Source organism: Streptomyces sp. NPDC002911, from assembly GCF_053591835.1.
The window spans coordinates 474,016-488,600 of sequence record NZ_JBSFUO010000002.1 but is presented as its reverse complement, the minus strand read 5'-3'; the positions used below and the strand labels follow the sequence as shown (position 1 = coordinate 488,600).

The 14,585-nt window shown below is 71.7% G+C and carries 13 protein-coding genes and 1 pseudogene; 6 read left to right on the top strand and 8 right to left on the bottom strand.

All coding sequences use genetic code 11. The features are described from left to right. Positions 1-73: 73 nt before the first annotated feature. From ACWD04_RS05100 to ACWD04_RS05085, 4 genes are all read right to left on the bottom strand, one after another. Positions 74-391, bottom strand: coding sequence for a hypothetical protein (locus tag ACWD04_RS05100; RefSeq protein WP_451128236.1), 318 nt, complete (start codon positions 389-391; stop codon positions 74-76). A gap of 114 nt (positions 392-505) precedes the next feature. After that, complete coding sequence (argG, locus tag ACWD04_RS05095; protein WP_451128234.1) at positions 506-1,954, bottom strand: argininosuccinate synthase; 1,449 nt, start codon at positions 1,952-1,954, stop codon at positions 506-508. 336 nt (positions 1,955-2,290) lie between these two features. Next, a complete protein-coding gene (locus ACWD04_RS05090) occupies positions 2,291-3,070 on the bottom strand; it encodes a DeoR/GlpR family DNA-binding transcription regulator (RefSeq protein WP_451128232.1) in 780 nt (259 codons plus the stop codon). A 26-nt stretch (positions 3,071-3,096) separates the two neighbouring features. Beyond that, complete coding sequence (locus ACWD04_RS05085) at positions 3,097-3,939, bottom strand: class II fructose-bisphosphate aldolase (protein WP_451128230.1); 843 nt, start codon at positions 3,937-3,939, stop codon at positions 3,097-3,099. Between the two features lie 124 nt (positions 3,940-4,063). Here ACWD04_RS05085 and ACWD04_RS05080 point away from each other — a divergent pair. The 3 genes and pseudogenes from ACWD04_RS05080 to ku form a co-directional block, all read left to right on the top strand. Next, positions 4,064-4,249: pseudogene (locus tag ACWD04_RS05080) on the top strand (serine hydrolase domain-containing protein); the annotation flags it as partial. Positions 4,250-4,456: 207 nt separating this feature from the next. Next, entirely contained in the window at positions 4,457-4,933 is a 477-nt protein-coding gene (locus tag ACWD04_RS05075) for a GNAT family N-acetyltransferase (protein WP_451128228.1), read from the top strand. Between the two features lie 161 nt (positions 4,934-5,094). Continuing rightward, on the top strand, positions 5,095-6,027 hold the full coding sequence (gene ku / locus ACWD04_RS05070) for a non-homologous end joining protein Ku (RefSeq protein WP_451128226.1): 933 nt from the start codon (positions 5,095-5,097) through the stop codon (positions 6,025-6,027). 16 nt (positions 6,028-6,043) lie between these two features. Here ku and ligD read toward each other — a convergent pair whose 3' ends face one another. Further along, positions 6,044-7,006, bottom strand: coding sequence for a non-homologous end-joining DNA ligase (gene ligD, locus ACWD04_RS05065; protein ID WP_451128224.1), 963 nt, complete (start codon positions 7,004-7,006; stop codon positions 6,044-6,046). Positions 7,007-7,219: 213 nt separating this feature from the next. Here ligD and ACWD04_RS05060 point away from each other — a divergent pair, with 213 nt between their 5' ends. Both ACWD04_RS05060 and ACWD04_RS05055 read left to right on the top strand, forming a co-directional pair. After that, entirely contained in the window at positions 7,220-7,498 is a 279-nt protein-coding gene (locus ACWD04_RS05060) for a hypothetical protein (RefSeq protein ID WP_451128222.1), read from the top strand. Between the two features lie 330 nt (positions 7,499-7,828). Beyond that, a complete protein-coding gene (locus ACWD04_RS05055; RefSeq protein WP_451128220.1) occupies positions 7,829-9,400 on the top strand; it encodes an FAD-dependent monooxygenase in 1,572 nt (523 codons plus the stop codon). 110 nt (positions 9,401-9,510) lie between these two features. On the opposite strand, the gene ACWD04_RS05050 is transcribed toward ACWD04_RS05055, so the two are convergent. The 3 genes from ACWD04_RS05050 to ACWD04_RS05040 form a co-directional block, all read right to left on the bottom strand. Beyond that, entirely contained in the window at positions 9,511-11,190 is a 1,680-nt protein-coding gene (locus ACWD04_RS05050; protein ID WP_451128218.1) for a cellulase family glycosylhydrolase, read from the bottom strand. 253 nt (positions 11,191-11,443) lie between these two features. After that, positions 11,444-12,031: a TetR/AcrR family transcriptional regulator gene (locus ACWD04_RS05045; protein ID WP_451128216.1), complete on the bottom strand. Its 588-nt coding sequence runs from the start codon at positions 12,029-12,031 to the stop codon at positions 11,444-11,446. Continuing rightward, positions 12,018-13,538: an MFS transporter gene (locus ACWD04_RS05040; RefSeq protein WP_451128214.1), complete on the bottom strand. Its 1,521-nt coding sequence runs from the start codon at positions 13,536-13,538 to the stop codon at positions 12,018-12,020. Before ACWD04_RS05040 ends, ACWD04_RS05045 begins: the two co-directional genes overlap by 14 nt. 109 nt (positions 13,539-13,647) lie before the next feature. Between ACWD04_RS05040 and aac(3) the strand changes: the two genes are divergently transcribed. Further along, positions 13,648-14,517, top strand: a complete 870-nt coding sequence (gene aac(3) / locus ACWD04_RS05035) for an aminoglycoside 3-N-acetyltransferase (protein ID WP_451128212.1) — start codon at positions 13,648-13,650, stop codon at positions 14,515-14,517. Positions 14,518-14,585: the final 68 nt, after the last annotated feature.

Below are 14,585 nucleotides of genomic sequence, written 5' to 3'. Positions count from 1 at the left end.
CGCAGCGCCCGCGTCCGGCCCCCGGGGCCTGGTTTTCCGGACGCGGCGCCGTTCCCGGCCGTGCGTCCGTTCGTCACCGGAGTGCTTGTCGGGCGCTGCTCCGGGTGACCGCCCACGACGCGGCGGCGATGCCGCCCGCCACGGTGAACACCGCGGGCCAGGCGCCGACCTTCTTGGCCAGGGGGTGCGAACCGGCGAAGGCGGCGAGGTAGGCGACGGTCAGCCCGGTGGCCGCGCGGGCCCCGGCCTGCCGGTTCCACTCGTATGCCGCCACCGTCCCGGCGGCGGCCAGTGCGACGCCGCCCAGCGGGCGCCTGCCGGTCCAGCGGGCGATTCCGTACCCGCCGAGGAGACCGCCCGCCGCCACTGCCGCTGCCGGGACCTTCGCCATTGCCGCCACCTTCGCTTTCCTGCGCATCCGTCGGCGTATCCGCCGAGAATCCGAGGATAGGTCCCCTGCGGGCGGGCCCCCGGCCGGCCCGCAGGGGACCCGCCCGGCCGGCCGTCAGTCGGTGCCGAACTCCATTGCGGCGCGGTCCAGCAGCTCGTCGTCGCCGGAGACCTCGCCGCGCGAGGCGATGGCTTGGGCGCCGCCCGCGGGCATGGCGCCGATCAGGCCGGTCGCCGCCGCCTGTGCGGCGCCGATCAGCGAGGGCTGGGTCGTGCCGACGAGGCCGAGGCCGGCGAACTGTTCGAGCCTGGCGCGCGAGTCGGCGATGTCGAGGTTGCGCATGGTGAGCTGGCCGATGCGGTCCACCGGGCCGAACGCCGAGTCCTCGGTGCGCTCCATGGAGAGCTTGTCCGGGTGGTAGCTGAACGCGGGGCCGGTGGTGTTCACGATCGAGTAGTCCTCACCGCGCCGCAGCCGCAGCGTCACCTCGCCGGTGACGGCCGAGCCGACCCAGCGCTGCAGCGACTCGCGGACCATCAGCGCCTGCGGGTCCAGCCAGCGGCCTTCGTACATCAGCCGTCCGAGGCGCCGGCCCTCGTTGTGGTAGTGGGCGAGGGTGTCCTCGTTGTGGATCGCGTTCACGAGGCGCTCGTACGCGGCGTGCAGGAGCGCCAGGCCGGGCGCCTCGTAGATGCCGCGGCTCTTCGCCTCGATGATGCGGTTCTCGATCTGGTCCGACATGCCCAGGCCGTGGCGGCCGCCGATCGCGTTGGCCTCCATCACCAGGTCGACCGGGCCGGCGAACTCCTTGCCGTTGACGGTCACCGGGCGGCCCTGTTCGAAGCCGATGGTGACGTCCTCGGTGGCGATCTCCACCGACGGGTCCCAGAACCGGACGCCCATGATCGGGTCGACGGTCTCCACGCCGGTGTCGAGGTGCTCCAGCGTCTTCGCCTCGTGGGTGGCGCCCCAGATGTTGGCGTCGGTGGAGTACGCCTTCTCGGTGCTGTCGCGGTAGGGCAGCCCGTGGGCGACCAGCCACTCCGACATCTCCTTGCGGCCGCCCAGCTCGGTGACGAAGTCGGCGTCGAGCCACGGCTTGTAGATGCGCAAGTGGGGGTTGGCGAGGAGCCCGTAGCGGTAGAACCGCTCGATGTCGTTGCCCTTGAACGTGGAGCCGTCGCCCCAGATCTGTACGTCGTCCTCGAGCATCGCCCGGACCAGCAGGGTGCCGGTGACGGCGCGGCCGAGCGGCGTGGTGTTGAAGTAGGCACGGCCGCCCGAGCGGATGTGGAACGCGCCGCAGGCGAGTGCGGCCAGGCCCTCCTCGACCAGCGCCGCCCGGCAGTCGACCAGGCGCGCGATCTCCGCGCCGTAGGCCTTCGCACGGCCGGGCACCGACGCGATGTCGGGCTCGTCGTACTGGCCGATGTCGGCGGTGTAGGTGCACGGGACGGCACCCTTGTCGCGCATCCACGCGACCGCGACCGAGGTGTCGAGGCCGCCCGAGAAAGCGATGCCGACGCGCTCGCCGGTGGGCAGGGAGGTGAGAACCTTAGACATAGGAAGAGTATGCACTCGTTCGCATGTATATGCAAATGGTGTGGGCCCGGAAGGTGCGGCTGCCGGACTCGGGACAGGGTCTGGGCCCTGACCACGAGGGGGTCTCATGTTGATCCGTACCGGCTGCGTGCCGCTGGACGAGGCGATGAAGGCGGCGGGCCCGGCCGCTTCGAGGAGCCCCTCGCCTGGATCGGCACGCTGCGCGCGACGCCGGACGGCGATGTCTCCACGCCGAATCCGGAGAAGCACCGCACCGCACTGACCGGCACCCGGGGCCGCGTCACCACCCGGACGCGGGACCCCCCCCCGGACGACTGCCGCTGACCGGCGGCCGGGTCACACCCGCCGTACGTCGATTCCCAGGGCGGTGAATTCCCCGACGACGTCCTCGGGTGCGCCCCGGTCCGTGACCAGGACCGACACCGCGCCGGTCTCGCAGACCTGGGCGAAGGCCCGGCGGCCGAGCTTGGAGGAGTCGGCGACCACGATCACCGTGCCCGCGCACTCGGCGAGGGCGCGGTTGGCCCCGGCCTCCGACTCGTCGTGCGTGGCCGCTCCGAAGCGGGGATGCACGGCGTCCACGCCGAGGATCGTGTAGTCCAGGGCGAGGGTGCGCAGCACGGAGTCGACCAGAGGGCCGACGAGTTCGTACGAGTTCGGCCTGGCCACCCCGCCGGTGACGACGATTTTCACCTGGGGGCGGACCGCCAGCTCGTTGGCGATGTTGATCGCGTTGGTGACCACGGTCAGCGCGACGCCCCCGCCCGACGGCTCGGGCCGCAGTGCCAGCTCCCTGGCCACCTCGGAGGTCGTCGTACCGCCGTTCAGTCCGACGGTGGAGCCCGTCGGGATCAGCTCTGCGGCGGCCTTCGCGATGCGCTGCTTCTCGTCGGCCCTGCGGGCGGCCTTGTAGCGCAGCGGCAGGTCGTACGCGACGGTGCTCACCACCGCGCCGCCCCGGGTACGGGTCAGCAGATTCTGCCGGGCGAGCTCGTCCAGGTCGCGGCGGACGGTGGCGGCGGAACAGCCGAGCTGTTCGGCGGCGTCGAGCACGTCGAGGTGGCCCTGGTCGCTGAGGATCTCCAGCAACCGGGTCCATCGTGTGTGTGCCGCCACCTGGTCCTCCTCGCTCGCGTGGAACCCTATCGCCCGGGCCGGGCCAGGAGGTCCAGCAGGCGTGCCACCTCCGCGGCGACGGCGTCCCGGGCGGGGCCGAGGTACGCCCTGGGGTCGGCGGCCTCGGCGTGGGTGTCCAGATAGGTGCGGACGGCCCGGGTGAACAGCCTGTTCAGGTGCGTGGAGATGTTGACCTTCGTCATGCCGGCGCCGATCGCCTCGGCGAGGCCTGTGTCCCCGACGCCGGAGGAACCGTGCAGGACGAGCGGGACCCGCACCGCGTCGCGCAGCCGGGAGATGAGTGCGAAGTCGAGGACGGCGTCGCGGGTCGGCATCGCGTGCGAACTGCCGACGGCCACGGCGAGCGCGTCGACGGCGGTGCTCTCGACGAACGCCCGCGCCTCGTCCGGGTCGGTCCGCACGCCGGGGGCGTGCGTCCCGTTCTTGCCACCGATCTCGCCGAGTTCCGCCTCCACCCAGACGCCGTGGCCGTGGCAGTAGGCGGTGATGTCGCGGGTCGCGGCGACGTTGTCGGCGTACGGGAGCGCTGACGCGTCGAACATGACGGAGGTGAAGCCGAGTCGGACAGCCTCCCGTACCAGCCCGGCCGACTCGGCGTGGTCGAGGTGCACGGCCACCGGTACGCCCGCCGCGCGTGCGACGGCGAGGGAGGCGAGCCCGATCGGTTCGAGGGCTCCGTGGTAGCGGACGGTGTTCTCGCTGACCTGGAGGATCACCGGCCGCCCGGCGGCTTCCGCCCCGCTCACGATGGCCTGCGCATGTTCGATCTGTACGACGTTGAAGGCCCCGACGCCGATCGCGCCGGTCCGGGCGCCGTGCGTGATGTCACCGGTGGATATGAGCGGCATGGGCGTCCTTCGCGGGTGCGGGCTGTGTGATCGCAGGCGAATGGTGCTCGAAGCTGCTCATGTATAGCGCGTTTCGATCAGGTTGGAAAAGAGAGTAGCCGCCTCCGGCGAGTGCTGAGACGGCACCCCGTCCCAGCGAGAGGCGGGCGAACTTTTTCTGGAGGGGCAGGGGTACGGCGGCTCGGTGGACGTCGAGCGCACCGAGCCGTGGAACGTGCCCGGCCGCTACGGCTGGATCGGCGGTACGGGAACGGCGGCCCACCTCGTCCCCTCCACCGGTGCGGTCACCATCCTGCTGACCCAGCTGTAGCTGTCCGGTCCGGCCTCGCCGGCCGTGATGCGAAACCTCTGGGAGTACGCCGCGCGGTAGGGCGGGGCGGAACAAGCAGGTCATCGCCCGGTACCGATGACGTCGATCAGCCCGAGCCGGGCGGCGCTCCCGCCGCCCGGTCACCCCTCGCCGGGCCGGGCGTTATTTCGGTGGCATGGCGCGCATTCGGGCCCCTACGGTTCGCGCATGACAGCGCAGCTTCGCCTGGAGAAGGTGACCCCGGCCAACGTGCTCGACGCGTGCCGGCTGAAGGTCGCACCCGAGCAGGAACGGTTCGTCGCCCCGGTCGCGCGGTCGCTGGCCGAGGCGTACGCCGATCCGGAGACGGCCTGGCCGCGCCTGGTCTTCGACGGCGACCGGCTGGTCGCCTTCGTGATGGCCTTCTTCGACGTGCGGTTCGACCCGGCGAACCCCGGGGACCGGCTGCGCTCCGGCCTCTGGCGGCTGGCCGTCGCCGCGGACGAGCAGGGCAAGGGCTACGGGCGCTTCGCCGTGGACGCCGTGTGCGAGGAGATCCTGCGGCGTGGACAGCAGCGGGTGACCGTGACCTGGACACCGGGGGAGCACGGGCCCGAGGAGTTCTATCACCGGCTCGGCTTCCGCGGGACCGGCGAGATGAGTGAGGACGAGGTGGTCGGCGAGATGGACCTGCCGCGCGGGTGACCGCACCCCGGTGATCCACATGCGGTCCCAGGACGGGCGCGCGAGGATCAGGGGTACGGGCGGTGGTCCGGTCGCGCCAAGGCCCTCTCGGGCCGGTTCTCCCTTCCAGGCGCTCCGGGCCGCCTCCCGGCCCAGCCATCAGGGGGGTCTGGAGGTACCGGATGCCGCGGCCCCTGTGGACAGGAGCGATCAGCTTCGGGCTGGTCACGATCCCGATCAAGGTGGTGTCCGCCACCGAGAACCATTCGATCTCCTTCCACCAGTACCACCAGGAGGACATGGGCCGGATCCGTACCCGCAAGGTGTGCGAGGTCGACGGCAAGGTCCTCTCGCAGGACGAGATCGGCAAGGGCTACGAGGTCGCCAAGGACCGGACCGTGCCCGTCACGGACGAGGAGCTCGACCGGATGCCGCTGCCGACGGCGAAGGCCATCGAGATCGTCGCGTTCGTCGAAGCCGACAGCATCGACCCCGTACGGATCAGCGACAGCTACTACCTCGCGGTCGACGGCCAGGTCGCCGCGAAGCCGTACGCCCTGCTGCGGAAGGCGCTGGAGCGCAGCGACAAGGTCGCCGTGGCGAAGTTCGCCTGGCACAACCGTGAGCGGCTAGGCCTGCTGCGGGTGCGGGAGGACGCGATCGTGCTGCACTCGATGCGCTGGCCGGACGAGATCCGCAGCCCCGAGTCCCTCGCACCCGGGGAGACCGAGCTGGCCGAGGACGAGATCGAACGCGCCGTGCAGCTCACCGCCAGCATGGCCCTCGACGACATCTCCGGCTTCCGCGACCGCTACCGGGAGGCCCTGGAAGAACTGCTCGCGGCCAAGTCCGAGGGCAAGGCGCTTCCGGTGGCGGCAGGGGAAGAGGAGGAGCCGGGGAAGGTCATGGACCTGATGGCCGCGCTGAACGCGTCGGTGAAGGCGGCCAAGGAGACGCGGGGTGAGGACGCGACCGTGCACGAGATGACGCCCGGCAAGCCCCGCACACGGAAGAAGGCCGCCCCGGCCGCGAAGAAGAAGGCCTCCGAGAAGACGGCGGGGACCAAGAAGCAGCCCGCGAGGAAGACGGCCGCGAAGAAGCGGACCGCCTCCTGAGCGGTGTCGCGGCCTGTCAGCCGATGTCGTCCGGCGCAAGGTCGGGCCGCAGCCGGTGCCAGGAGGGATGACGCAGTCGCCCCGCCTTCGTCCGCGTCGCGTACCGCACCTCGCCGACCAGCCGCGGCAGCACCCAGCGGGCACCGGCGACAGGTGGCGTCTCTTCGAAGGGGCACGTGCCGACCGCGGCGACGCGGAGCAGTTCGGCGAGCCTGTGCCGCTCGGCGTCACTCCACCCCGTACCGACGCTGCCCGCATAGCGCAGACCGCCGCCCGGGTGCCGCTCGCCGACCAGCAGGGCACCGGGCAGGCCGCCCAGCCGCCCGCGTCCGGGCACCCAGCCGCCGACGATCACGTCCACCGTGCGGGCATGGCGGATCTTGATCCACGTACGGGCGCGCACCCCGGGCTCGTACACCGAGCTCAGCCGTTTCGCGATGACGCCCTCCAGCCCGGCCTCCCGCGTCATGGCCAAGGCCTCCTCGCCGTGCCCCACGACCACCGCGGGCGTCGACCAGTGCGGTCCGTTCAGCCCGAGCCCCTCCAGCGCCGCCCGTCGCTCGGCGTAAGGCAGCGGTACGAGGTTCCGGCCGCGCAGGAACACGGCGTCGAACAGCATCAGGTGGGCCGGTACCCGCTGCGCCATGCGAGCGGCCTTGCCGGGCGACCCGGAGAGCCCCATCCGTGACTGCAGCCGCTCGAAATCGCTGCGCCCCTGCTCGTCCAGCGCGACGATCTCGCCGTCCAGCACCGCAGTCACGCCGCCGAGCGCAGGCCCGAGGGCCGCCAGATCCGGATAGGCCGGGGTGATGTCGGCCCCGGACCTGGCCAGCAGCTGGAGCGAGCCGTCCCCCGGCAGATAGGCGACGGCACGCTGGCCGTCCTGCTTCACCTCGTACGCCCACTGCTCGTCGACGGCGGCGGACGGCAGAGTGCCGGGGGTGGCGAGCATGGGGGCGATCCGGGGCAGAGAGGCCATGGCGGCAGCCTCCCAGCAGATACGCCGCCGGGCCCGCGGACACGGCCTACGCCTCGGCGGACGCGCGGCCGGGGACGGTCGTGCACGGGCGTGGCACCATGTGCGGCATGACGATGATCCGAAAGGTCCATGCCGCGTAGCCGGGCAGGGCACCTCCGCACCGGCCGGGCGCACCGCCGTCGGCCGTCGGGCCCGAGCACCGTCATCGACGGCGTGTCCTCGCGCACGTCGGCGGAGATCGCCCGCCTGGAGCTGAGCCGCAACTACCTTGCGCCCGGCGGCGTCAGCGAGGCGGTCCGCTGCTGGAAGCGCCATGTGCGGCAGCCGCTGAGCGATCTGTGGCGCGAGGACGAGCAGGCCGGCACGCACCGGTACTGCTGCGGCGATCCACTGGAAGCGCGCGAGCTCCTCGACAGGGTGATGGGGGCGATGTCGCCGCGCGGGGCCCGTGAACTCCGGCGCGTCGTCGGCGGACTCGACGGTGAGCGGTGACGGGGGCGCCCCGGTGCTCGCTCGGCATGCGGCCGACCTCGACGTGTCGCCGGGCTGTCGCGCCGCCCGGTGGTCGGCGGCATCCTTGAGCCGGCTGCGACACGCCGGTCGTCAGGTGCTGGCTGCTGCTCGCCCGGCACGGCAGGGTTGAGGTCACGTGCCGTCACGTGCCGTCACGTGCTGAGCCACGCCTGAGCCACGTCAACGGCCTGATCCGTCCGCAGCCCCGAAATCCTGGTCCATCAGGGTGCGATGGCCGAACTGCGGCACGTCCCCCGGCCACCGGCACCGATGCCCCGGCTGACCGGAGGCGAGCAGAAGGAGCTCGACATGCCCGTAGCAGAGGCCGAGGCAGAGGTGTTGATCATCGGCGGCGGGCCGGTCGGGCTCACCGCCCGAGCGCTACTGGAACGCTGGGGCGTGCGGACACTGCTGGTCGAGAAACACGGCGAACTGTCACCCTTTCCCCGGTCCCGACTGGTCAACGTGCGCTCGATGGAGATCTACCGCCACCTCGGGCTCACGGCCAAGATCACGGCTGCCGCGTTCGCCCAGGAGTATGGCCGCATTCGCTTCCGCGACACCCTGCTCGACCACGACTTCGCCACAGCGGCGATGGTGGGGGTCAACGCGCCGGTACCCGAAAGCCCCGCGGTCGGCGTGGTCACCTCGCAGGATCGGCTGGAACCCACGCTGCTCGCAGCAGCGGACGCACACGTGCGGTTCGGGGTCGAGCTCATCGATCTGGTGGAAGAGACCGAGAGTGTCGTGGCCTCACTCGTGAACCACCGAAGCGGCGAAGAGACGCGCGTCCGTGCCCGTTACGTCATCGCCGCCGACGGCGCGAGCTCCACCGTTCGGCAACGGCTGGCAATCGGCACCACTGGCCCCGGAGCCCTGGGGAACATCACCACCGTCGTCTTCGACGCCGACCTCAACCGATGGTGCGCCGACCAGCCCGCGGGGGTCTACGTCACGGCGCACGGATCCTTCCTCCCGCTCTATCCCGAAGGGGGCTGGGCCTGGTTCGGTCCCACTCCCGAGGACGCTGCGCACACCGACTGGTCCGGCCTCGTCTCGCGCGCCCTCGGGCCCGGCGTCGCCGACGTGCACGCCGACGTACTGCGGGTCCAGCACTGGGTGATGAACGCTCTCGTCGCCGAACGGTTCCGCCACGGCCGGATCCTGCTGGCCGGCGACGCCGCGCACGCGGTCCCCATCATCGGCGGACTCGGCATGAACGCCGGCATCGCCGATGCACACAACCTGTGCTGGAAACTGGCGGGTGTCCTCCACGGGTGGGCCGGCCCGGACCTGCTGACGACCTACGAGACGGAACGGCAGCCCGTCGCCCACCAGACTCTTCGTCAGGCGACGTCCAACACGGAGCTCATGCTCCAAGTGCAGAACCGGCGCCGCGACCAGATCCGGAACGGCGAAGCGGCGGCGGCCCGGGGCGAACTTCCGTGGTCGGAACAGTACTTTGCGCAACTCGGCTTCGTGCTCGGTGTCGCTTACCGCTCCGAGGCCGTGCTCGCCGACGACGGCACCCCGCCCGAGACGTCCGACAGGGGCACGGTCTACGTCCCCACCGCCGCGCCAGGCCATCGCATGCCACACCTCTGGCTCACACCCGACCGTTCCACCCTCGACGCATTCGGCGAGTGGTTCACCCTGCTCACCCCGGGTCCCATCCCCTGGGAGCGGCCGGCCGCCGCGCCATGGCCGCTTCGCGTCGAGATCCTTCCCAGCGACCGCACCGACCTCCGCGGCCTACGCGCACAGGGAGCACTCCTCATCCGGCCCGACGGCCACATCGGCGCCCGCTGGTGCGATGGCCCACCGAGCGACTCCGCTGTCCGCCACGCCCTCACCACGATCACGTGCTCGACACCCTCCTGAAGGCCGGTGCCTGGGACGGATGGTGACGTGCGGTCCGGAGCGGAGTCCGGGGAGGGGAAAGGCGGCGGCCGGCAGGGGGTGGGCCCCCGCCGGCCGGTGAACGGCCGAAGTCAGGCCGTCGTGCAGGTGGTGCCGCTGAGCGTGAAGGCGGTCGGGGCCGTGTTCGTCGCGGTCCTGGTGCCGGTGAAGCCGACCGTGACCGAGCCGTTCGCGGCGATCGTGGCCGTGTAACCGGCGGGGGCGACGCTGACCATGGAGCCGCTCTGTGTGGGAGTGCCGCCCCACATGTTGGAGACGGTCTGTCCGTCGGTGAAGGCGAAGCCGAGGTTCCAGCCGTTGATGACGGCGTTACCGGTGTTACGAATGGTGATCTCGCCCTGGAAGCCGCCGGGCCAGTCGCCGATCACCCGGTAGCCGACGGAGCAGCCCACGCCCGGCGTGGGCCCGCTCTCGTCGGTGGTGACGCTCACCGTGGCGGACCGCGCCGAGCGGTTGCCGGCAGCGTCGCGGGCGTAGACGGCGAACGCGTACGCCGTGTCCGCGGTGAGGCCGGTCACGGTGACGCCGTTGGTGGTGGACGAGGCGGCGGCGGTCTCGGTGGTGCCGCTGACGCGGACGACGTCGTAACCGGCGATGGCAACGTTGTCCGACGCGGCGGGCCAGGTCAGGGTGGCGGAAGTGGCCGTCACCGCGGAGGCGGTCGGGGTGCCGGGGGCGGTGGGGGCCTGAGTGTCGTCCGGGTCACCGCCGCCGCCGAAGACGGTGGCTTCCTTCGAGGTCTGGGCGATGCCGTTCGCGCCGTGGAAGATGCGCTCGCCCCAGGAGCTCAGCCGGCTCGGGTCGAAGTCGATGGCCAGGTCGAGGACCGGGTCGGTGTTACCGCTCCAGGACCACGCCAGGTAGCCGAGATCGAGCTGCTCGGCCGTGGCCATCATCGTGTCCTCGTCCGGGTCCCCCCACTGGTCGGCAGGGCCGCCGAACTCGCCGATGAGAAGGGGCAGTCCGGCGTCGACGAAGGCGTTCAGGTAGTCGGTGACCGCCTGGGCCGTGTTGTAGACGCTGTACATGTGGATCGAGAAGATCAGGTTGCCCGTGGTGTCGGCGTCGTACACGGCCTGGGCGTTGGCGCGCATGACGCCCTGCCAGTCCTGGCCCCAGTTGGGCGCGTCCACCATGATCGTGTGGGCGAATCCCGCACCGCGCAGCTTCTGGACGGCGGCGGTCGTCGGTGCGGTCCAGCCGGCGGGGTCGGTGTTGCCCCAGGGCTCGTTGCCGATGTTGACGATGACGTAGTCCTCCTGGCCCGCGAGTACGTCCTTGAGGCTGATCCAGTAGTCGGCCGCGTGGTCGAGCGTGCCCGCCGCGGCGTCCTCCCCGTAACCGGTGGTGTCGTGCACCTCCAGTACGCAGATGAGCCGGTTGGCCTTGCAGTCCTTAACGATGCCCGCGACCTCGTCCGGGCCGTTCCTCGTCCAGCGGTGGCCGTCGGAGAGGACGACGCGGACGGTGTTCGCGCCGAAGGCCTTGATGTCGGCGAGCGACTGCGTCTCGCCCGGGTACCAGGTGTGCGCGTGGTTGACGCCGCGCATGACGAAGTCGTTGCCGTTGGCTTCCAGCAGGCGGCCGTCGCTGATGTGCAGACCGGTGGCCGCCGCTTCCGCCTGTGCGGGCCTGGCCTGCGCCGCGGCCGGGCCGAGCGCACCCAGCAGGACGACGCCGAGAAGGGCGGCCAGGCTCTTCAGCAGGACGGTTAAGGGGCTCTGTCGTGCCGTACTCGTTGCTGATCTCACTGCGACTCCAGGAAGTGGGTGCCGGGTGACATGAACATCGGCTGGGGTGGGAGCGCTCCCATGAAGCCACCTCGGCAGGGGCACGTCAAGACGTCGCGCACACTTCGGCCGTCCGGCTGTCCGCCGCCCCGCCCGCCGGGCCCGCCGGCCGCGCGTCGCCCCGCACCACGCGGAGGGCGGGCGGAGGACATGACCTCCCGTCAGAACCCTTCGGAAGGGAGCACGGCCGCCGCCGGGGCCTCGGTCGCCGTGGCTACGCCGGCGCCGCTCCCGGCCCGGCTTCGGTGAGCGCCAGTAGTTCCGAGCGGGCCTGTGCGAGCTGGCCGGAGGTCAGGTACGGGGTGTTCACCGCGGCGATCAGCCCTTCGGCGGCGTAGCGGACGGCCAGAGCTCGTCCCGGGGGCAGGCCGTCGGCGTCGAAGGCCTCGTTCCAGGCGTGGGCGTCGGCCTTCTGTTGAGCTTCGGCGGACTCCGCTCCCAGGGTCCCCAGCGCTGCGAGCAGGCCGCTGAGGCTGAAGGCGCGGGTCAGGTAGTCGCTCCCGCCGGTGAAGGCGCGCACATAGCCGCGGGTGAACTTGCCCGGGCGGTTCTCGGCGAGGTCGACATGGGCGCGGACCTCCTCCCACGAGCGGCTGATGGTGTGTTCGATCACCTGGCTGATCAGCTCCTCCCGGGTCCGGAAGTGGTGCATCAGTCCGCTCTTGGTGACTCCGGCGAGCGCCGCGATCTCCGCGAGGCTGGCCTTGGCCCCGCGCTGCTCGAAGGCCTGCTCCGCCGCTTCGAGGATCGCGCGGCGCGTGCGCTCGCGGTCGCGCACCAGCTCTCGCTCAGGCAGTGTCATGGTGCACCTTCCCCACGGAGGCCGACGGGATCACCCGCCAGGCGATCGCGGCCGCCACCAGCAGCAGGACGGCCGCGATGAATGATGTCATCTGCATCGCCGAGGTGAACGCGTTCCGCGCGGCCGTGATGACCGCGACGTCGTCGGCCGTGGCCAGCGTCGACGCCAGCGACTCGTTGACGGTGGCGTGTTCCGCCGCACCCAGGCCCTGCGGCAGCTCCAGCCGGGAACGGTACATCGCCGTCTGCAGCGAGCCCAGGACCGCGATGCCGAGGGCCCCGCCGAGTTCGTAACCGGTCTCCGCGATGGCGGCCGCAGCGCCCGACCGCTCCTTCGGCACCGCACCGACCACCGCGTCGGTCGACAGCGTCATCGCGATCCCGATACCGAGCCCCAGGGCGACCAGCGAGGCCCCCAGTCCCCAGTACGACGCCCAGGGCGCGGTAACGCCGATCCCGGCGAGACCGAGGGCCCCCAGGCCGAGACCGAAGCCGATGGAGCGCCCGGCGCCGAGACGGGTGACCAGGAAGCCGATCACGGCGATCACCACGATGGAGGCGATGGTCGCGGGCAGTTCGGCGAGTCCGGCGTGCAGTGGCCCGTAGTCCCGCACCATCTGCAGGTACTGGGAGAAGAAGAAGAGCAGACCGAGGAAGGCGAAGATGGCCAGCGCGTTCGCACCGACGGCACCGGCGAAAGCGGGGACCCGGAACAGCGAGACGTCCAGCAACGGAACGGTCAGGCGCGTCTGCCGGCGCAGGAACGTCCAGCCGCCCAGCAGTCCCACGACGGCCGCGAGGAGCACGATCGCGTCGGGTCCGCTGCCGATCCAGCGCTTGACGGCGTAGACCAAGGGGACGATCGCCAGGATCGAGAGCGCCGAGGAGGTCAGGTCGATCCGTTGGCCGGCCGTGCCGCGGGACTCCGGCAGCAGGAACCAGCCACCGACCAGTGCCAGCACCATGATCGGCACGTTGATCAGGAAAACCGAGCCCCACCAGAAGTTCTCCAGGAGCACGCCGCCCACCAGGGGCCCCAGCGCGGCCCCCGCGGTGGCGCCGACCGACCAGAGCGCGATCGCCCGTGTCCGTTGTGCCGGGTCGTGGAACATGGAGCGCACGATCGAGAGGGTCGAGGGCATCAGCGTGGCCCCGGCCACCCCGAGCAGGGCTCGGGCCGCGATCAGGGCCTCCGCGCCCGGCGCGAAGGCTGCGAGCACCGAGGCCGCGCCGAACGCCGCACTGCCCATCAGCAGGAGGCGCTTGCGGCCGATCCGGTCGGCGACGTTGCCCATCGTGATCAGCAGTCCCGCCAGCACGAAGGCGTAGACGTCACCGATCCACAGGACCTGGGTGGACGTGGGGGACAGGTCCTCGGTCAGCGAGGGAACGGCGAGGTACAGCACCGTGCCGTCGATGGCGAGCAGCATCACGACGAGCACGAGTACGGCGAGCGCGGCCCACTCGCGGGGGCCGGCGAGCCGCGACGTCGGTTTCAGATCGGTCATACCGAACAACTTAACAGACCATATGGTTGGCTAAGCAGTCCGAACGGTCTGTTCGAGGTGCCCCGCCTCACCACGGGGAGGAGCCGGCCGGCGGCGGTACGGTCCCTCCATGGATGAACCGTCACCCGGCCAGGCCGCCCTGCTCGCGCGCGCGGACGGCCCCGTCACACACGCCCGCCTCGTCCGCGACCTGAACGCTCTCGGTCTCGGAGAGGGTGACGCCGTGATGTTCCATACGCGGATGTCCGCCATCGGATACGTGGCAGGCGGCCCCCCGACCCTCATCGGCGCCCTCCGTGACGTCGTGGGGGAGCGGGGGACCCTGATGGTGACCTGCGGCTGGAACGACGCCCCGCCGTACGGCTTCACCGACTGGCCGCAGTCCTGGCAGGACGCCGTACGGGCCGGGCATCCCGCGTACGACCCGGTGCTGAGCGAGGCGGACCACGACAACGGCCGTCTTCCCGAGGCGCTGCGCCGGTGGCCGGGGGCCGTCCGCAGCCGGCACCCCGACGTGAGCTTCGCCGCGCTCGGGGCGGCGGCCACCGCGCTGACGGCCGACCACCCGTGGGACGACCCGCACGGGCCGGGCAGTCCGCTCGCCCGGCTGGTCGCCCTGGGCGGGCGGGTGCTGATGCTGGGCGCGCCGCTGGAGACCCTCACGCTCCTGCACCACGCCGAGGCGCTCGCCGACGCGCCGGGCAAGCGTTTCGTGGAGTACGAGCAGCCGATCCTGGAGGGCGGTCAGCGCGTCTGGCGCCGCTTCCGCGACATCGACTCCTCGGACGGGGCCTTCGACTACTCCTCCGTCACGCCCGGCGGTCAGGATCCCTTCGAGACGATCGTCCGGGACATGCTGGCCGCAGGCACCGGCCGCCGGGGCAGGGTCGGCGCGGCCGACAGCCACCTGTTCGAGGCCGGTGAGGTCCTGGACTTCGGCGTCGCCTGGGTCCAGGAGAAGCTGGGCGGCGCCCGGTAGCGGTGCCGGGCTTCGGGCTCTTCGGGATGCGGGAGCGCGCCCTGGCCACCGGCGGCGCCTTCCGCGCC

What these genes read in the sequence shown, in the direction of transcription:
- ACWD04_RS05100 (WP_451128236.1), bottom strand. Translation starts at nt 391, where the DNA reads ATGGCGAAGGTCCCGGCAGCGGCAGTGGCGGCGGGCGGTCTCCTCGGC.
- argG (WP_451128234.1), bottom strand. Translation starts at nt 1,954, where the DNA reads ATGTCTAAGGTTCTCACCTCCCTGCCCACCGGCGAGCGCGTCGGCATC.
- ACWD04_RS05085 (WP_451128230.1), bottom strand. Translation starts at nt 3,939, where the DNA reads ATGCCGCTCATATCCACCGGTGACATCACGCACGGCGCCCGGACCGGC.
- ACWD04_RS05075 (WP_451128228.1), top strand. Translation starts at nt 4,457, where the DNA reads ATGACAGCGCAGCTTCGCCTGGAGAAGGTGACCCCGGCCAACGTGCTC.
- ku (WP_451128226.1), top strand. Translation starts at nt 5,095, where the DNA reads ATGCCGCGGCCCCTGTGGACAGGAGCGATCAGCTTCGGGCTGGTCACG.
- ligD (WP_451128224.1), bottom strand. Translation starts at nt 7,006, where the DNA reads ATGGCCTCTCTGCCCCGGATCGCCCCCATGCTCGCCACCCCCGGCACT.
- ACWD04_RS05055 (WP_451128220.1), top strand. Translation starts at nt 7,829, where the DNA reads ATGCCCGTAGCAGAGGCCGAGGCAGAGGTGTTGATCATCGGCGGCGGG.
- ACWD04_RS05045 (WP_451128216.1), bottom strand. Translation starts at nt 12,031, where the DNA reads ATGACACTGCCTGAGCGAGAGCTGGTGCGCGACCGCGAGCGCACGCGC.
- ACWD04_RS05040 (WP_451128214.1), bottom strand. Translation starts at nt 13,538, where the DNA reads ATGACCGATCTGAAACCGACGTCGCGGCTCGCCGGCCCCCGCGAGTGG.